This is a genomic window from Terribacillus sp. 7520-G, assembly GCF_002271665.1.
GTDB lineage: Bacteria > Bacillota > Bacilli > Bacillales > Amphibacillaceae > Terribacillus.
Genome location: NZ_NQFP01000029.1, coordinates 63,335 through 82,671 on the forward strand (window position 1 = coordinate 63,335; position 19,337 = coordinate 82,671).

A 19,337-nucleotide genomic window follows, 5' to 3' on the forward strand; every position below is an offset into this window, starting at 1 on the left:
TTTTTATATAAATAGTTGTATATTTATTACACAATATACAACGAAGGGTCGTCCTTGAAGGAGTACAGCCAGATGAACAGCTTACAAGATTTACAGCAGCAGCCATATAAGAAAAAGAAACCAAAGCAATTCAATGTCTACGTGATGATTTTCGCATTCATCGTCGTGGCGGCACTATTAACATATATCATCCCTGGCGGCGCCTATGACCGCGTGGAGCAGGATGGACGAAGTGTCATCCTGCCGGAAACCTTCCATTACATAGACGGAGAAAATGTCGGACTGCTCGGCATATTCAATAGTATTCATACAGGTATGGTGAATGGCGCCAATATCATTTTCTTCGTCTTGATCGTCGGCGGGGCATTTGGTATTTTCACAGCAACCGGGGCATTGGATGCTTTCATTTATATGCTGTCCAGAAAGATGGCCAATAAAGAGAAATTACTCATTCCTGTTTTGATGCTGTTCTTTGCAGCAGCAGGGGCATTGATGGGAATGTCGGATGAAACAATCGTTTATGTCGCAATCCTGGCGCCTATGGCGATAGCACTTGGCTTCGATGCATTGACCGGTTTTGCGATTGTCGTACTCGGTGCCGGTGTCGGATTTACGGCAGCGGTCATGAACCCATTCACGGTTGGAGTAGCCCAAGGGATTTCCGAGCTGCCGACGTTCTCCGGAATCGGCTTCCGGATCATCATTTTTGTTGTCTTGTATGCGGCGGCCGTCTTGTATGTGATGCGGCATGCCGGCAAAGTGAAAAAGAACCCGGAGCTCGGGGTATACGGCAAGTTTGGCGGAAAAGCAGATACAGCGGCACTTCAGTCCCATAAAATGACCGCTCGCCATAAGCTTGTCCTATCCGCTTTCTTGATCAACTATATTGTATTGATCATCGGGGTATTGAAATACGGATGGTATATCACGGAGATTGCCGGATTGTTCCTGCTGTTCGGTGTACTGATGGGGATCCTTGGCGGCATTTCTTTCTCTGGTATTGCCGATAATTTCATCCTTGGAGCGAAAGACTTGCTTGGCGGTGCACTGATCATCGGCTTTGCACAAGCTATTCTGGTAATCTTCAATACGTCAGGTATGATGGATACATTGCTGCATTATGCTTCTGATGCGCTTGGCGCTATTCCCGGTTCCCTGTCTGCAGTCGGGATGCTATTTTTGCAGATGGGCATCAATTTCTTCGTGCCGTCCGGAAGCGGACAAGCTGCTTTGACCATGCCGCTGATGGCGCCATTATCCGACATGATTGGCGTAACGAGGCAGACAGCTGTATTGGCATATCAGTTCGGGGACGGTATCTCCAACACAATTTTGCCAACAGGCAATATCATCGCCTTGCTTGCGATTGCAGGCATTGGCTACGGCAAGTGGGTGAAGTGGTTCCTGCCATTCTTCCTTATTCAGATCGGCATTGCCATCATCGCACTGATCATAGCTCAATTGATTCAATACGGACCGTTTTAATAGAAGGGGAAATAGTTATGGAATTAGAGAGATTAGCAGAGCAGGCGATCCTGGATCGCCGGCATTTTCATCAATACCCGGAACTTTCCGGGGAAGAATACGAGACAGGTAAATATGTGCGTGGCAGATTAGAGAAACTTGGCATCGAGATCCTTGATTTTCAGCCGCCGAGTGTCGTCGGCTATGTGAAAGGCGCAAAAGGGGAGAAGACGATCGCTCTCCGGGCGGATATGGATGCACTGCCGATGGTGGAAGAAGGGGATAAACCTTATATCTCCAAGCATCATGGGGTAGCTCATACCTGCGGGCATGATGGTCATACAGCTATTTTGCTTGCAGTTGCAGAATGGATCACCCTTCATAAAGAGGAAGTGGAGCCTAATATCGTGCTCATCTTCCAATCCTCCGAAGAAGCTTCTCCAAGCGGTGCTGATAAACTGATCAAGGAAGGTGTACTGAAAGACGTCGACAGCATTTATGGCATCCATGTCGATGCCGGCTTGAAAAAAGGACAATTCGGTACCCGCCCTGGCGCCATGATGGCGTCGGTCGATGATTTTGAGATCAAAATCCAGGGCTCTGGCGGACATGCATCAACACCGCATTTGACAGTGGATCCGGTTTACATCTCGACCCATGTCATCCAGGCGCTGCAAAGCATCGTCAGCCGTAAACTCAATCCAATGGATGCCAGCGTCATCTCCGTTGGGAAAATCGAAGCTGGCAACACTTATAATGTCATTCCGGATTCAGCCAAAATCATCGGGACAATGCGCTCCTTCTCTCCAGAAGCGGTGCAGACGATCCAGGAACAGATTGCCAAGCTGACCAAGGGCATTTGTGAATCTTTTGGCGCCGCAGCCGAAGTGGACTTCATCATCGGCACACCGCCGCTTATCAATGATGAAAAGGAAGCGGATTTTGCAGAAGGACTATTACAGAAAACATTCGGCAAAGAGCGCTACGAACAACTCGAGCCGGTCATGGGATCAGAGGATTTCTCCTATTACCTGCAGGAAATTCCAGGGGTATTCGTCAAAGTCGGCATGCAAGGGGAGAAAAGCCAGTATCCGCATCATCACCCAAGGTTTGATATTGATGAGGATGTATTCGTAGATGCGATCAAGGTATTCCAGCAATTCATTCTGAACCAATAAGTAAAGGAGCATATGGGATAACCCATACGCTCCTCTTTTTATGCAAGTATTTCTGATTGTTTCCAGGATGTTGCCGTTTGTTTCAATACTTCATTTAATTCCTCGACATTCTTTCTGCCCTGCTGCTGCAGCCACTGTTTTCCTGCAGCTTCTCCACCACGGCCGAAAATAGCTACACTATCTTTCCAGGTTGCCCGGCCGCATAATACACCATTGAAGCTGGAGCCTGCTTCCTTTGCAAAACGCAGGGTCTCTTGGAAAAGTGTGGCGCTTACGCCTGCGCTTAAAAAGATGAAAGGCAAATCAGTGGCCTCGCTTTGTTCTTTGAAATAGCGTTTTGCTTCTTCCTGTGTGTAAACAGGCGGCTCTTCTGAAAATCCTTCTACATATCCCATGTTTACAGGCACTTCCACTTTCAGGACATCTACTTTATATGGGGCTTTGGAGAATTCCCTCATCATGTCGTTCACTTTATGCGGCTTGAGTTTGGCGTATTCTCGGCCTTTCACATCATCATTGGCAGCATCATAGGATACGAGTTCCAAGAAGAAGAGAATGTCTTCCGCCTGACATTCAGATCCAAGTCGTTCTACAAAAATATGTTTCTTCTCATTGATGCTTGGGTCCTCATCCACATCGTAGTACAGAAGGAATTTTACAGCATCGGCACCTTGGGCCTTGATTCGCTGAACAGACCAATCATCCAGGATATCCGGCATGCGGCCAGGCTGTGCTGCATCATAGCCGGTTTTCTCATACGCGAGTAGCAGTCCGGCATCCTTATCCCTTTTCTTTGCTGCAGGCAGACCGTATTCAGGATCAAGCAGAATGGAAGTGGCATATGGTGTGAGTTCCTCAGAGATCAGTTCTTTGAAAGATACGATGGTATCGTCTCCCTGATTTGTGGTGCTTTCCTGCTGCAGCATCTTTTTCAAGGAGCCTCGCTGATCGATGGCGAGGGCGCCGATTATTCCATTTTCGTCTGATAGTCTTTCCAGTGCTTCTCGTTTAGCGGGTGTTAGATTAAGCATTGTAGCAGCTCCTTTAAGCAGATAGTTTAGTTGAAAATAGGGTCAGGATGTCTTCTGGCTTCCTGGCACGGTGCAGCTGATCAATCGTTTCCTGATGGACGAGCATCTTGGATACTTCTGATAGATAGTACAGATGATTGGAAGCTGTTCCTTTGGGAATGAGCATGGCAATGACGACTTTGATCGGCTGTCCGTCCAATGCGTTCCATTCGACACCGTCAGCCAGTTTGAAGATGATGATTGCTGGCTTCCGTACTTCGATCCGTTCTGTATGAGGAATGGCGATGCCTTGTTCCATTCCGGTTGTACTCTCTTTTTCCCGCTGGATAAAGCCGTCTATGATAGCAGCTTGATCTGTGATGATTCCGTGTTGCTTTGCAGTTGCGGCGATTTGCTGGAATACCTCTGTTTGAGTGGCTGCTTTGACGTTTAGCTTGATGGTGTCGACAGACATGATTTGACTGACATCCTGTACAGGCGGCATCGATTTTTCCGTTACAGCTGCTGTCTGTACAATTGGTGTTTCTTTCGTTTTGCTTTTAGCAGCCGTGCGCTTTTGATCCATGCCAATCAAAAATCCGCTCACGACTGCACCAGCCAAGATTGCCAGCACCCAAAGGAATGGATGTGTAACGATTGGCAGAACGATGAATCCGCCATGTGGTGCTGGTACTTGTACTTTGAATAGATAAGTAAGGATTGCCGCAATGGATGAACCAATCATGAGAAACGGAATGACCTTCAGCGGCTTCTTCGCTGCGAATGGTATGGCTCCTTCCGTGATATGAGTCGAACCAAGCAGGAAGTTGACGAGACCGGCACTGCGTTCGCTCGTGCTATAGGATTTACCTGCAAATAATGTGGCAAAGCCAGTAGCGATTGGCGGAACGATGCAAGCAGCGGATACGCCAGCCATAAAGAAGAAGTTACCATCCGATAGCAAAGCTGTTCCCGTTACGTATGCAGCCTTATTGACGGGGCCGCCCATATCGAATGCGCACATGATTCCTACGATAAGACCTAATACGATTGGGTTTGAATTTTGGAAGCTAGCCAGGAAATCCATCATGGCTTGGTTGATCCAGCCCATTGGAGCCGAGATGAACCACATAGCGAAGCCAGCGATGAAAATACCGAAGACTGGGAATAAGAAGATCGACTTCAAGCCATCAAGCTGTTTTGGCAAGCCCTTGAACAAGTAACCAAGGCCAAGGATGATATAACCAGTCATAAAGCCACCAATAATACCGCCCAGGAAACCAGTTCCGTTTGTGAAAGCAATCATACCTACGATGAATCCGATGATGAGGCCAGGACGCTTGGCTATGGATTCGGCAATATATGCACAGAGCACCGGAACCATCAGATTCATCGCAATACCGCCGATTGTATTCATGTAATAAGCGAATTCATTGTATTGCGAGCTTTCTGGATCGGCAGAGTGGATACCGAACATGAGGGAAATCGCGATCATGACACCGCCTGCCACAACGATAGGGAGCATGTGGGAAACACCGTTCATGAGTGATACATAAATGCTTCGTAAAATGGAATCCTTCTGCTGTGGCTCGGCGCTGCCTGCCGAAGCAGAGCGCTGCTGTCCATCTTTATAGATAGGTGCTGTTTGATCTATAATGGCATCAATAAGCTTTTCTGGTTCTTTGATACCTTTGCTGACAGCCACGTTGACAACTCGTTTGCCGATGAAACGATCACGGTTTACATCTTTATCGGCTGCGATGATGACGCCGTCGGCTGCATCGATTTCGGCTTGTGTGAGTGCACCTTGGACGCCATCCTGACCATGTGTTTCCACTTTTATGGATATGCCGCGTTTACGGGCGGCTTCTTCCAAGGCTTCCTTTGCCATGAAAGTATGGGCAATTCCTGTAGGACAGCCAGTTGCGGCTATGATTCTATACGTCATGTTTCACACCCCAATTTCTTTTTAATTGGATTTGACTTGCCAAATAAGGTACATCCTTAAGTTCGGACAATCCTGAAGTGAAAGCTGTGGAAGAGCCGGCAGCAGTCGCAAAAACCAATGCCTCTTCCTCTGGAGAACCGAGCATCAGTTTGCCTGTGAAGGCTGCCAGCATCGTGTCCCCGGCACAGGCTGTGTTCACAATCTTGCCGGTAGGAGCATTTACGGCCAGGTCTTGTTTGGCATCGCAATACAAGGCACCTCGAGCTCCGCGGGATAATAGGACTCGTTGAGCCCCACGCTTGAGCAGCTGTTGTGAAGCAGTTTGGAGTTCCGACAAATTTGTATGGTCCAATAGACCGAACCATTTGGCCGTTTCCTCATCATTTGGCTTGATGAGGTAAGGCTTATAGGCGAGGCAGTCCAGCAGCACTGGAGAACTGATATCCAGCACCAAATTGACGCCTTGCCGTTGGGCAATACGGGCGATGTCGATATAAATATGATCATCGACGCCGCGCGGCAGACTGCCTGAGACAAATAACCAATCATCTTTTTTTAGGTGGCGTAATTGATCCAAGAGCTGTTCCTGGGCCTGCGCCGAAATGACCGGACCTCTATTCACTGCTTTGTATTCCATTGTTTCCGCACGGATAAAGGTATTGATACGAGTGATACCATCTACCTTTATGAATGCGGTCTCAATTCCGGCAGCTTCAAGCTCCTTTTCAATGAAGTCACCAGAGAAACCGCCAAGGAATCCGGTCGCCTTATTGGAAATGCCTAGTTTTTTCAATATGAAGGAGATATTGATGGCTTTCCCATTGGGCTGGTACTCTTCAAATATGCTTCTATTGACGACGAAAGGATCAAAAGAGGTAAATTCGGAAAAAAGATCAATCGCTGGATTCATCGTGCATGTATAAATCATCCGCATCACTGCCCATCTGTGTTTTTCTTACAACCTCATTATGGCATGCTGCGTGCTGTAAATGTTTTCAACATTCGGTTATTTCGGTACAATATTAGTAAACGTTTACACGGGGGATCATCTATGAACGGAACCTTTCTGGCGCGGATCAGTCAATATGCTGAAAAGATGAGTGAAGCTGAATTGTATCTGATTCTATATATACGGGAAAATCTCGATACAATCCCTGAATTGTCGATCGTACGATTAAGTGAAGATGCGAATGTTTCCACTGCCACCATTGTTCGTACAATGAAGAAGCTCGGCTATAATGGGTTTACCGATTTTAAGATCCGGCTAAAGGATGAAAATGACCAGAATCCAAATTTTTCAATCATTGAGCAAGTGGATGAAGAAATAAAAGATGCCATTTTGAAGAATGAGCAGGAAGTGATGAGGACCATCGAGATGCTTAATAGCGGATTGATAGAGGATATTGTACAAAAAATTTTGCATAGCAGCCGGGTGATCCTATTTGCTAGGGGATTCTCTGAACTTATAGCAAAGGAGATGGAAGTGAAACTGCAGCTGCTGAACAAGTACGCAGAGCTGCATGATGATCCCAATATCATCCGTACGAAAAGCAAGAGGCTTGAACAAGGGGATTTGGTCATTTTTGTTTCATTGAATGGGTATACGGAAGAGCTGGTGGATGCAGCAAGGAGCTGCCAGCAAAACGAAACAAGTACAATCACCTTGACGTGTAACAAAAATAGTCCGCTTGCCGCACTTGCTGAGTTGACCCTGACCGGCTACAAATCGGAGACATCTTATTTTCCGGATTATGAGGTGAGGTCGAGACTTCCGCTTCAGGTGATTTCGAGAATATTGCTGGATGCATACGCCATCCGGGCAGGAAAGTCCTGATTTTCAGGAGGGAAGAGGTTATGTCATCCTGCAATAAGCTTTTTTTCTTGCATCGTTTCATTCTCGGCGTTATATATGCAGCGGATGGAATGAGGATTTTCTTTCGATCGGGCATGAAAAGCCAAGGCTCATTTCTTTTGCTGTCCAAGCATATCTGCACCATTCCCAGGAGATGACTTGTATAATATGCTGCAGATACAAGAAGGAAAGGAAGTTGCATATGGATTTACAGCTTCAAGATAAATTAGTCGTTGTCACGGGATCAACCGGAGGCATTGGAAAAGGGATTGCGACATCTTTCTTAAGGGAAGGGGCGACCGTGATCATCAACGGACGGAATGAAGCTCGTGTCCAATCAGTAATGGAAGAGCTATCTGCATTCGGGAAGGTACATGGTATTGCAGCCGATCTGTCAGATGGGGAACAGGCCGATGGCTTTATCCGGAAAGTGAAGGAATACGGGGAAGTGGATGTCCTGGTCAATAATATGGGGATCTTTGAGGTGATGGATTTTGCCGATGTGACGGATGAAGAATGGATGCATTATTTCAATATGAATGTCCTCAGCGTCATTCGCCTGTCCCGTGCTATCCTGCCAGACATGCTGGAGCGAAACAGCGGCCGTATCCTTACGGTTTCCAGTGAAGCGGGTGTGAAGCCGCTGCCGCATATGATTCCGTATTCTGTTACTAAATCAGCGCTTATCAGCCTTTCCCGCGGAATGGCGGAGCTGACGAAGGGGACAAATGTGACAGTGAACAGTGTGCTTCCTGGTCCGACATGGACAGAAGGGGTGGAAAGCTATATGAAAGGAGCGGCAAAAGCTGCGGATCAGGAGCTGGATAAGTTCACCGCCGATTATTTCAAGGACAGCGAACCGACTTCATTGATCCAGCGCTATGCGACTGTGGAGGAAGTTGCCGATACGATAGTATTCCTGGCTTCCAAACAAGCTTCTGCGATCAATGGTACCGCTCAGCGTGTAGAGGGCGGCATCATCCGTGCATTGTAAAAAGATGAAGGACTCAGCTCATTGCGGGAGCTGAGTCCTTTTTATAAATATTGTGCCATCCATTTCCTGACATGCTCCAGCAAATCGATTCGATAGGATGGTTTGCCATTTTTCAGCAGACCGTGGTTGGAGTTTGGATATCTGATCAATTTCGTTGTTTTATCCCATCGCTTCAATGCCATGTACAGCTCATCGGCTTGGCTGACTGGACAGCGCAAATCAGCTTCCCCGTGAATGAGAAGCAGCGGTGTCTCCATTGTCTGTACATGCGAAATCGGGGAGCGCTCCCATAATTTTTCGGTATCCTCCCAAACATTCCCCCCGACAATCCCTTCCGCATAAGCTATGCCGATATCACTTGAATTGTAGAAAGACACCCAATTCGAGATGCAGCGCTGGGATACTGCTGCCTTGAAACGGTTTGTGTGCCCGATTATCCAGTTCGTCATCAGTCCGCCGTAGCTGCCTCCGGCTATGCCAAGCCGTGATGCATCCAGATGCGGATATGTTTCAAGGGCATGATCCAGTCCGCTCATTATATCCAGATAATCTCCGTTCCCGAAATCGCTCCGGCACGCATTGGTGAAATCTTGTCCGTATCCGACGCTTCCCCGAGGGTTTACAAATAGGACGGCATACCCTTCGGCAGTGAGCGATTGAAACTCATAGCTGTACATATTGGTGTAAGCAGAATGAGGACCGCCATGGATCTGCAGGACAAGCGGCACCTTTCCATCCGTTATCACTGGAGGATTCATGATCCACCCTTGGACTTTTGTTCCGTCGAAGGAAGAGAACCAGAATTCCTCAGGGATGCTTTGCCATGTGCTGGCATGATAAGCAGTATGATAGGCCGTCAGCTGCTGCTCTTCCATCGTTTCAAGATCCAAAGCATACATCTCGCTAAGACTAGTCGGGGTCAGGGCTGCATACACGATGCGGCGGCCATCCGCACTCAGGGCCATATCGTAAATGTCCTTGTCGCCAGTGCTTACTTGGAACGAGGCATCGTCTGCAAAACGATGGATATGGACCTGCCCTTGCTTGGTGACAAGTGAATAAATAGCGTGACTGGCAGGATGTATCAGTGGTGCTGCGTAGTCGTCGGAGAACTTCGCATCATTAAGTGAAGCGCTTCCTGCATGTATGTCCTCCGTATGAAGCAGCTCCGGAACACCAGCCGCATCCAATCGATAAAGGCGGTTTGCTGTGCCGCTTCCGAATTCTTGGTCGTTGGCAATCAGGATAAAGGCTGCTTCATCAGCCTTATAGGTGAATTTTTGAATGCTCAAGCTGGAATCGGAATGTTTCTCTATCGAGCCGGATGCAATATCGATTATATATAAGTCCTGTATCCGTTCATTCCTCCTGGTGTATATATCATCTCCAGACAGGGAGCCTGCTGTAAAAGCTATCTGCTCGCCATTTGGCAGCCATTGTGCATTTGCGGCATGGAATGGTCCGTCTGTTAACTGCTTTGTCCGTTTATCTTTTACATCATATAAAAATAGGTGGGTATAGCTGCCGCTGTACAAGCCAGTCCCTTCCTGCTTGAAATACACTTGTTCAAACACATGGCCGTTCCTGTTTGTATGTATTTCTTTTTTGGTGTCAGCGTGAACCTTTGCTGTGAAGAATAGACGGGAGCCATCCGGGGACCATCGATAGGAAAGGATGGATTCCGGGAATTCGATCAGCTGTATGGGTTCCCCGTTGTCATCTAGCATCCAGATTGCTTTTTTGTCCTTGCCGCGAAGGAAGGTGAGTCTGTCGCTTGGTGACCAGGAAGGAAGCGTATCGAAGCCTTCACCGGGAATGGTTTCCATCGACCCACGCTTGATTAATGTAATGGCGGTATGGTAGCTGTCCGTTTCTTCATTTATGCTTCGGTCCACAAAAGCTATTGTTCCATCAGGATGCAAATTCAAATTGGAAAGCCAGTGATGCTGCAGTATATCTGCGGGATTCATAAGACGTTTTGCCATGCTGGAAGTCCTCCTTTTTTAGTAACTCCCATTGTAATGGAAAGGAAAGGATTGGAACAATGAAAGCCCTCGCTAAAGAGGGCTGTTTGACTGTTTATTCACTTATGGTGTTGCTGCTGGTGTGAATTGATCATGTCTCCCTGCTTAGGAGAGCGGCGGTTTTTCGAAGTTCCTCTTCCAGTACTTCGAAGTAATCGGACAGGAAGCCTTGGAATTTCTTTGCTATGGGGCTGTGGTATCTCCTGGTTGACCAAGCCAGGCCGATTGTCCGTTCACAGATGGGATCCTGCAGACGGATGACAGGTAAGTGGGCTGTTTTATTGCCCATCAATGATACAGATGGAATGAAGGCGATCCCGAGACCTTTATTGACCAATTCCCCGATGACGCCTGGTTCATCCCCCTCAAAGGCGATATGAGGCTGAAACCCCGCCAGCTGACAATATTTATCGGTCAGATTGCGTATGCCATAGCCCTCATTCATGCTGACGAAGGCTTCATCGCGGAGTTCATAAAGGGAGATATGGCTTTTGGTCCCAAGCCAATGACCTGGAGGGGCTATCAGCAGGATTTCTTCCGTCATGAGCGGCTGCCATTCGATGTCCTCATCCTGGATCGGTACAGAAGAGATGCAGAAATCGAGCTCACCGCTGCGCAGTTTTTCCGTCATTTTCGGCACGGACTGTACGTATTGCTTGAAGTGAACCTGCGGCTCTTCCTCCAGGAAGCTGCTGATCAGATCCGGCAATACCCGGGGTATCGTGACAGACAGCCGGATCGTGTGATCTGTTTTTTGATTCAATGCATGCAGTTCCCGCTCTGCTTCCTGCAGCTCATGAAGGACAGCGTTGACGCGACGGAGGAATATCCTGCCGTTTTCATTCAGCTTGATTTGCCGATTGTATCGCTCAAAAAGCCTTACCCCCAGATCCTCCTCCAATCGGCTGATTGCTTTACTGAGCGAAGGCTGGGCGATATTCAATGCTTTGGCTGCATGTGTCATGTGCTCCAGTTCAGCAACTTTTTTAAAATATTGCAACTGTAATAATTCCACGTTCATCCTTCTTTCGGATAGTTTAAAAGCTATTATTTATAATGATATATATATTATACAATATGCACCTGAGCCGTTATGCTATTTAGATGTTCAATATTTCACAAAGGTAAAGGTGAGGAAATCATGAAAGGAATAAAATTGGGCTTTTTTGACATAAAGCGGATGTGGCAGCATAAACACGGACGTATTGCACTTATTTTCCTGCTGATCATTCCGGTTGTGTATGCTGCACTGTTCCTTGGCGGCTATTGGGATCCATACGGTCATATCGAAGACTTGCCGGTGGCAGTCGTCAATCAGGATGAAGGTGCCAGCATGGATGGCGAAGAAATGCATGCCGGGGATGATTTCATCAAGGAATTGAAGAAGAGCAAGGCGCTGGACTTCGATTTTGTATCAGACGAGAAGGCAGAAGAAGGATTGGATGATGGTAAGTATTATATGAAAGTGACCATCCCGAAAGACTTCTCCGAAAAGGTAACGACGCTGATGGACGAAAAACCAAAACAAGCGGAGCTTACGTATGAAGTCAATCCGGGTAAAAACTTCGTGGCAGCGCAAATCAGTTCTTCGGCAATGGAGGAAATGAAATCCAAGCTCGCCAGCAGCATTACGAAATCATATGCTGACAGTGTGTTCACCAGCTTCCATGAAGTGGCTGAAGGGCTGCAGGATGCCGGTGATGGAGCTGGCGATCTGCACAAAGGTATCACGGATGAACAGAACGGATTGAAGGATCTGCAAAATGGGATCGGTGATGTGAATGGTGGTGCCTCCGACTTGGCGGATGGTGCGGATAAGCTGGCTGCTGCCCAAGGTAAACTGTCGGATGGGATCGGCAGCCTGCATACAGGTGCATCTGATTTAGCGAGCGGGCTTGGTCAGTTGGATGATGGAGCAGCGTCACTGAAATCCAATACGGATAAAATTGCAGATGGCCTGGCAGACTGGGACAAGCAAAGCAAGGAACTATCAGAAAGTCAGGATAGCTTCACATCTGGTTCCCAGGATTTGAGTAAACTGGTTGCCTCCTATATGAAAGAGCATCCGGAACTCAAGGATGATAAGACATTCCAGCAAATAGCAGCAGCGTCTGAACAGCTGGCGGATTCATCTGCAAAACTGGCGGATGGTCAAAAGCAGCTTGGAGAAGGTGCGGAGAAGCTGGCATCAAGCGAAGAAAAGATTGCGGATGGAATGGATGATTTCAGTGAAAAATTCGGCTCCGCGGTCAGCGGGGCCAATGAGCTTGCCAGCGGCGCTGCCGATTTGGACAGTGGTTTTGCTGATTACACCACAGGCTTTGGATCACTTCAGAGCGGAGCAGCCGAACTTGCTTCCGGAACGGATAAACTGTCGGATGGAGCGACGCAGCTGGATGATGGTATGACGAAGCTTTCCGACGGTTCGGATGAGCTTGCGACAAGCCTGCAGGATGCTGCTGACAAAACTGCAGATATCAAGTCCAGTGATGCGCTGACGACGATGTTTGCCGACCCGGTCAAGCTGACAGAGAAACAGCTGTCGGATGTACCGAATTACGGTGTCGGTATTGCGCCATACTTCTTATCGCTTGCTTTGTTCGTTGGAGGCTTGATGGCAGCCAATATCCTGCCGCTCGGCAGAAGACAGGATATGCAAGTATCCGGTACGGCGCAATTCTTCAGTAAACTGACATTGGTTTATGTCGTGGCTATCATTCAAGCAGTCATACTCGACTTGATCTTCCTATTCGGATTCCAAGTCGATGTGCAGAGTGTGCCGTTATTTATCCTGTCCAGCATCATTGTGTCCATGACGGTCATGACGATCATCCTTACACTCGTGACGCTGTTCGGGAACTTAGGGAAACTATTGGCCATTGTATTGCTGGTGGTCCAGCTTGCAACATGCGGCGGGACATTCCCGGGCGAACTGACCATTTCCGCTTTGGCATCAGTGGGCAAATACTTGCCGATGGCGCATTCCTTGCACAGTTTGCAGGAGGCAATTACACTCGGCGACTGGTCGGTGCTCGGTCATCAATTGGTCGATTTATTGATCTATCTGGTTGTCGTCGGTGTCATCGGATGGATTGTATCCTATTTGCAGCACAGACCTAAAAAAGATACAGAGCTGGAAGCAGCTTGATGAAAGGGCCTGCCCTTTAAGGACAGGTCCTTTTCCTGAATAATATTGAAAGCGGTTGCATAGACGGTGATACCATCATATAATGTAAGGAGAGCGTACAATTGCATCATACCTATTGAAGGTTGTTACTGATTAGATCAGGCAAAACTTCAACATCCGATGAGAGCGGCTATCCTTAGCCTTTGATTCGTTTGTTGGAGTTTTTTCTTTTTTCGGAAGGGGGTAGACATGGAGATACATCGCGTGATCAATAACAATATTGTCGTAAGTGAAGATTCCCAAGGAGATGAAGTCATCCTGATCGGAAAAGGGCTTGCATTCGGATTGAAACGAGGCGATCCAATTCAAGAGAAGAGAGTGGAAAAAAGGTTCTATCTTGAAGATAAGGGGCTGTATGCGAAATTCAAGAAAATGCTGCAGGAAGTATCGCTGGAAGAAATGCATATTGCGGACGATATTATCAGTATGGCGCGCCGGCAACTGAAGCGAGAATTCAGTGAGAGTATCTATATATCCTTGCCGGATCACATCCACGCAGCCATCAAGCGTCATCATGATGGAATCCAACTGCAAAATGGTCTGCTGTGGGAAATCAAACGAATGTATAAGGAAGAATTCCGTATTGCAGAAAAAGCTGTGGCTTATATCAACGATCAATTCGGGGTCGATTTGGGAGAAGATGAAATGGGGTTCATCGCCTTCCATTTTGTCAGTGCCGAGTTAAATAGTGAAATGAACGCAATAACGAAGATTACCAGATGCATGAAAGAGATCATGAACTTAGTCACCTATAATCTTCAAGTTTGTATCGATGATAATTCCATGAATGGGTTCCGGTTTATGACGCATCTCAAATTCTTTGCCCATCGTGTCGTGAATAAGGAACCTCCTGAGATACGGGAAGATACGGTACTTTATGACATCATCCGGGAGAAATATCGCAAGGCATTTCAAGTGGCACTAAAGATAAAGGATTATATCATCAATCAGTACAACTATGAAATCAGTGATATTGAAGTCACGTATTTGACGGTGCATCTTCAAAGGTTTTTGGAAAGGAAAACTGAATGATGGTTTCTAAGCTCGTTACTTTTCGGGAGGCCAGACTTAGATTGTGGCAATGCTTTATTTTGCTATGATCTGAGTCTTTTTTATTTCAATGGAGGTGTGAAAATGGATAAGAAGAAATTGGCTGCGGCCATATTGGAGCAAGTGGGCGGTGAAAGGAATATAAAAGATGTGTACCATTGTGCAACAAGACTGCGCTTTACATTGCAGGATCGTTCTGCAGCTGACAAGTCAGTGATAGAATCGATGCCGGGCGTCGTAACGGTTGTGGAAAGCGGGGGTATGTTCCAGGTCGTCATAGGAAATGACGTGAGTGATGTCTACGATGAACTGCTCCAGATTACTTCTTTGTCCGCTTCTTCGGCGGACGGTGCAGCTGAACAGCAGAAAGGGAATCTATTCAACCGTTTTGTGGATCTTATCTCCGGTATTTTCAGTCCGCTATTGGGTGTATTGGCAGCCTCCGGACTGCTCAAAGGCCTGAATGCTGTACTGGTCAGTTTCGGCTGGATTGATCAGCAAGGCGGGACATATAAGGTGCTGCATGCTGCTGGAGACAGTTTCTTCTATTTCCTGCCCATTTTCCTGGCCTTTACGGCAGCAAGAAAGTTCAAGGTTAATCAATTCTTGGCTGTCGCTTTGGCAGGGGCATTGATATACCCTGATCTAGCCGCAGCCTTCAAGGAAGGCATCTCTGTCGATTTCATGTCTATTCCGGTTGTCCTTGCCCAATATAGCAGCACGGTCATACCGATCATCTTAGCTGTATGGGTATTATCATATGCAGAGGGCTTTTTCAAAAAACTATTCCATGAGAGTGTCAGGAATTTACTTACGCCATTTTTCTGCTTGGTCATCATGGTACCTCTGACATTGCTTGTGGTAGGCCCGATTGCCACATTCGCAAGCAGCTCGATAGCAGCAGGTTATCTGGCTGTTTATACAATCAGCCCCATCATCTCAGGTTTGATCATGGGTGCCATGTGGCAGGTATTGGTCATCTTCGGACTGCACTGGGGATTGGTCCCCGTCATGCTGAATAATATTTCCGTATACGGCAGGGATACATTAAGTGCCATGACAGGTCCTGCTGTTGCAGCCCAAGCAGGAGCTGCGCTGGGGGTATTCCTGAAAACGAGGAACAAAGGCATGAAGGCTTTGTCTTTACCTGCATTCGTCACTGGTTTATTCGGTATAACCGAGCCAGCTGTCTATGGGGTGACCTTGAAACTGAAACGACCTTTCCTCTTGGCATGTATAGCCGGGGCGATTGGCGGAGGTATCTCAAGTGCATTCGGAGCAAGTGCGATTGCAACTGCAACGAAAAGTATCCTTACGTTTCCGATCTTTGTAGGTCCGGGATTCATCGGTTATGTACTGGGCTATTTTGTTGCGTTAATTCTTGCATGTATCCTGACTTACCTATTCGGCTTCAAGGAAGAGGCGGATCCAGTAAGAGAAAAGCACAGACAGGAAGAAGCTCCGGGCAATAAGGATGGGAAAAAGGGAGAAGTTGTGGTGAGTCCGATGACTGGGGAAGTAGTGAAACTAGCCGAGGTGAAGGATCCAGCGTTCGCTTCAGGGGGGATGGGGCAAGGGATTGCTTTGATTCCGTCTGAAGGGAGATTATATGCACCGATTGATGGCAAAGTGGAAATGGCTTTTCCGACAAAGCATGCCTATGGCCTTAGGACGGCTGATGGAGGGGAAGTGCTGATACACATTGGGTTGGATACCGTGAAGCTTGGAGGAGAAGGATTCACATCTTATGTGGATACAGGCGACAGCGTGACGAAAGGGGATTTGATTGCGGAATTCGATTTGGATACCCTGCGGAAAAAAGGCTTCGATTGCACGACACTCATGGTCATTACGAATGCTTTGCATTATAAAGAAGTCATACCTGAAACCAAAAAGTACCTGAATTCTGGAGAAGCAGCTATAACCTTGGTTGAAAATAGGGATACAGATTTAAAGAAGGGAATATCGTGATAGATTTAACCCAGGCTCGCCTTAAAAGGCGGGCTTTTTCCATTGACACCGTATGATAGACTGTAAACAGCAAATCGAAAGTAAAGGATAGAGCGCATGCAGATTGATAAACCGAAATTGGCGATGGAATTGCCGGAGAAAAGGATGCACGATATTTTCTTTGAAGAAGAACCGGAATTGGAAATGTGTCAGGTGCAGCAAGCTGATTTTTCGAATGAATCCGTATATCGGCTGCGATTGTCGAAGGCAGTGATTCGCAATAGCCGTTTCAACAATACCGATTTTACCGGAATGGATCTGCTGGATGTCCGGTTTGAGAATTGCGATTTTTCCAATGTGAATATGAGCAAGTCTTCGATTCACCGCGTGGAGTTCCGAGGCTGTAAGATGCTGGGCGCAGATTTGACGGAGTCGAGCTTAGGCAATGTTGCTTTCGAGGATTCATTGGTGAATCTTGTATCTTTCGGCAGGTCCAAGATGGAGAAAGTGATCTTTTCCTCCTGCGGACTGCAAGGGGCGGACTTTTATGCCAATCGGTTGAAAAGGGTGGAATTCATTGACTGTGATTTGAATGAGGCCAATTTTGAACAGACTTCACTAAAAGGCATCGATCTTAGTACGAGTACTTTCCAGCAGCTGATTGTGTCGCTCGAGGATCTGAAAGGCTGCATCGTTTCTCCTCATCAGGCGATTCAATTCGCATCATTGATCGGACTTGTGATCAAGTAAAAAGCTTCCCGGGCGGGAAGCTTTTTAGCTGGCGGGCTGTAACGTGCTTTTGGCGGTGACCAGACGCAGAATATAAAGCATTACGATGGCTGCATACAGGAAGAGCCAGACGTTCAGGATGCCATGGATAATTGCCATACCAAGGAATCCGGCTGCCAGTACGTAATAGGACATCGGCAATATCGCTTTCCGGATGAGCGACCCTTCCCTGCCCGCCAATCCTACAGTGGCAGAAGCGGCAACGATGTTGTGGACGCAAATCATATTGCCGGCAGCCCCGCCCACTGCCTGCAGGGCGACAACTGTTCCTGCCTGGTGGATATCCAGACCGATATTGCCTGCGGCTCCGAATTGGAACAGGGAAAACATCATATTGCTGAATGTGTTGCTGCCTGCAATGAAGGCTCCCAATGCCCCCACAGTCGGTGCAGCGATCGGCCATAGACTTCCGGTGAGCATAGCAACGGATTCTGCAAGTATGAGCGGCATATTTTGTCCGGCAAGTGATTCCGTGGCAGCGTTCACTTTGTCAGCGCCTAATGAGGTATGAAGGAAAATCTTTATCATCGGTACGGCGAACAGCAGTGCGATCCCGGCGCTGGCGGCTGTTTTAAACGAATCCTTCCAGGCATTCCTGTATGCATCCAACTTCATTCGATGCAAGAAGAACGTCATGACAGAGACAACGATGAATAAGAACCCAGGTAAATATAGCGGAGTGGAGGTGGTTGTTATTCCCGATCCGAAAGTGTCCGTGAAAACGATCTTCCACGATTCCAGTAACTGCTTGAATGGATCGAAAGAACGGGATAATACAAGTATACCAGCGACCAAAACATACGGAAGCCAGGACATCCACATAGGGATGGTGCGTACAGGTCTTTCCTCTGTCGGGACTAGATTGAGTTTGCCGATCCATTCGTCTTCCCATTGATTTTGCTCTGGGAAATCGAAGGTTTGATCCTTTGGCATAAACCAGCCTTGGCGTGCTGCAGGTATAACGATCAGTAAGGCGATGAGCGCACCAAGCAAGGAAGGAAATTCTGGTCCGAGCAGTATACCGATCAAATAATACGGGATGGTAAAAGCAAAACCGGCAAACAAAGCGAACTTCCACGCTCGCAGTCCTTCCAAAAAGGACTTGTTGGGACCGAAGAAACGCGTAAGGCAGGCGGAGACGAAAAGCGGAATGATCGATCCGACTATAGCATGGACCAGCACCACATTTGATGTTATGTAAAGCAAATATTCAAAGTAGCTCATATCGGTTTGCTGCAAGCCGGACAGGACCGTTTGCTGATCAGTCAGTCCTGTATTGACTCCGATAAGAATCGGTGTTCCGACAGCGCCGAATGATACTGGTGTGCTTTGAATGATCAAGGAAACAAGAACGGCTGCCATGGCAGGAAATCCTACAGCGACAAGCAGCGGCGCGGCAATGGCAGCAGCTGTCCCATAGCCAGCTGCCCCTTCGATGAAGCATCCGAACAGCCATGCAATAAGGATGGCCTGGATACGCCGATCAGGCGAAATGGTCATGAAGCCGCGGCGGATTGTGTGGATGGCACCGGATTCCTTCACCGTATTCAGCAGCAGAACAGCACCGAATACGATAAAGATGACTTCAAGAGCAGTGATCAGGCCATTGAAAGCGGCACCTGCCACCACGTTGGTTTTGGTCCCCCAAACGAAAACGGCAATCATTGCTGTTACGGCAAGTGCAACCGGCATAGCCCGGCTGGCAGGCCAGTTTAAGATAACGAGAAATAATAAGATCGTCATGATTGGCACTAAAGCGATCAATGATAATGTTAATAAACTCATCGTCCTTTCCATCCCCTTTTAGTAAGCGTTTTCAAAATAATGCAAAAGCATGGTCATCTGATGACCTGTTTACATTATAAAGCGGAATTTTTTGAAAATGCAATGA

Annotated in this window: 14 protein-coding genes; 8 read left to right on the forward strand and 6 right to left on the reverse strand. The window is 47.5% G+C overall.

Translation table 11 applies throughout. From position 1 onward, the window contains the following. The first annotated feature begins 72 nt into the window (after window positions 1-72). Window positions 73-1,485, forward strand: coding sequence for a YfcC family protein (locus CHH53_RS11215; protein WP_095216222.1), 1,413 nt, complete (start codon window positions 73-75; stop codon window positions 1,483-1,485). Between the two features lie 17 nt (window positions 1,486-1,502). Continuing rightward, window positions 1,503-2,642, forward strand: coding sequence for a M20 metallopeptidase family protein (locus CHH53_RS11220; RefSeq protein ID WP_095216223.1), 1,140 nt, complete (start codon window positions 1,503-1,505; stop codon window positions 2,640-2,642). A 38-nt stretch (window positions 2,643-2,680) separates the two neighbouring features. On the opposite strand, the gene lacD is transcribed toward CHH53_RS11220, so the two are convergent. From lacD to pfkB, 3 genes are read right to left on the reverse strand one after another with little or no spacing between them, the layout of a single operon-like run. After that, window positions 2,681-3,673, reverse strand: coding sequence for a tagatose-bisphosphate aldolase (gene lacD / locus CHH53_RS11225; RefSeq protein WP_095216224.1), 993 nt, complete (start codon window positions 3,671-3,673; stop codon window positions 2,681-2,683). A 13-nt stretch (window positions 3,674-3,686) separates the two neighbouring features. Next, on the reverse strand, window positions 3,687-5,600 hold the full coding sequence (locus tag CHH53_RS11230; protein WP_095216225.1) for a fructose-specific PTS transporter subunit EIIC: 1,914 nt from the start codon (window positions 5,598-5,600) through the stop codon (window positions 3,687-3,689). After that, on the reverse strand, window positions 5,590-6,534 hold the full coding sequence (pfkB, locus tag CHH53_RS11235; protein ID WP_233135049.1) for a 1-phosphofructokinase: 945 nt from the start codon (window positions 6,532-6,534) through the stop codon (window positions 5,590-5,592). The genes CHH53_RS11230 and pfkB overlap by 11 nt, the downstream gene beginning before the upstream one ends. Window positions 6,535-6,651: 117 nt before the next feature. Here pfkB and CHH53_RS11240 point away from each other — a divergent pair, with 117 nt between their 5' ends. Next, on the forward strand, window positions 6,652-7,434 hold the full coding sequence (locus tag CHH53_RS11240; protein ID WP_095216226.1) for a MurR/RpiR family transcriptional regulator: 783 nt from the start codon (window positions 6,652-6,654) through the stop codon (window positions 7,432-7,434). A gap of 220 nt (window positions 7,435-7,654) precedes the next feature. Then, the gene (locus CHH53_RS11245) at window positions 7,655-8,446 is read left to right on the forward strand and encodes an SDR family NAD(P)-dependent oxidoreductase (RefSeq protein ID WP_095216227.1); all 792 of its coding nucleotides are present in this window, start codon (window positions 7,655-7,657) and stop codon (window positions 8,444-8,446) included. Window positions 8,447-8,487: 41 nt separating this feature from the next. Here the strand turns inward: CHH53_RS11245 and CHH53_RS11250 are convergent, their stop codons facing one another. Both CHH53_RS11250 and CHH53_RS11255 read right to left on the reverse strand, forming a co-directional pair. After that, on the reverse strand, window positions 8,488-10,431 hold the full coding sequence (locus CHH53_RS11250) for an alpha/beta hydrolase family protein (RefSeq protein WP_095216228.1): 1,944 nt from the start codon (window positions 10,429-10,431) through the stop codon (window positions 8,488-8,490). Between the two features lie 130 nt (window positions 10,432-10,561). After that, window positions 10,562-11,485, reverse strand: a complete 924-nt coding sequence (locus CHH53_RS11255; protein ID WP_095216229.1) for a LysR family transcriptional regulator — start codon at window positions 11,483-11,485, stop codon at window positions 10,562-10,564. Between the two features lie 126 nt (window positions 11,486-11,611). Here CHH53_RS11255 and CHH53_RS11260 point away from each other — a divergent pair, with 126 nt between their 5' ends. The 4 genes from CHH53_RS11260 to CHH53_RS11275 all read left to right on the forward strand — a co-directional run bounded on the left by CHH53_RS11260 (window position 11,612) and on the right by CHH53_RS11275 (window position 17,407). Next, window positions 11,612-13,618 (forward strand): YhgE/Pip domain-containing protein, encoded by a 2,007-nt coding sequence (locus tag CHH53_RS11260; RefSeq protein WP_095216230.1) that lies wholly within the window; start codon window positions 11,612-11,614, stop codon window positions 13,616-13,618. 228 nt (window positions 13,619-13,846) lie between these two features. Further along, window positions 13,847-14,689, forward strand: coding sequence for a BglG family transcription antiterminator LicT (gene licT / locus CHH53_RS11265; protein ID WP_095216231.1), 843 nt, complete (start codon window positions 13,847-13,849; stop codon window positions 14,687-14,689). Window positions 14,690-14,791: 102 nt separating this feature from the next. Next, on the forward strand, window positions 14,792-16,678 hold the full coding sequence (locus CHH53_RS11270) for a beta-glucoside-specific PTS transporter subunit IIABC (RefSeq protein ID WP_095216232.1): 1,887 nt from the start codon (window positions 14,792-14,794) through the stop codon (window positions 16,676-16,678). 96 nt (window positions 16,679-16,774) lie between these two features. Further along, window positions 16,775-17,407: a pentapeptide repeat-containing protein gene (locus CHH53_RS11275; RefSeq protein WP_095216233.1), complete on the forward strand. Its 633-nt coding sequence runs from the start codon at window positions 16,775-16,777 to the stop codon at window positions 17,405-17,407. A gap of 24 nt (window positions 17,408-17,431) precedes the next feature. Here the strand turns inward: CHH53_RS11275 and CHH53_RS11280 are convergent, their stop codons facing one another. Then, window positions 17,432-19,231 (reverse strand): L-lactate permease, encoded by a 1,800-nt coding sequence (locus CHH53_RS11280; protein WP_095216234.1) that lies wholly within the window; start codon window positions 19,229-19,231, stop codon window positions 17,432-17,434. Window positions 19,232-19,337: the final 106 nt, after the last annotated feature.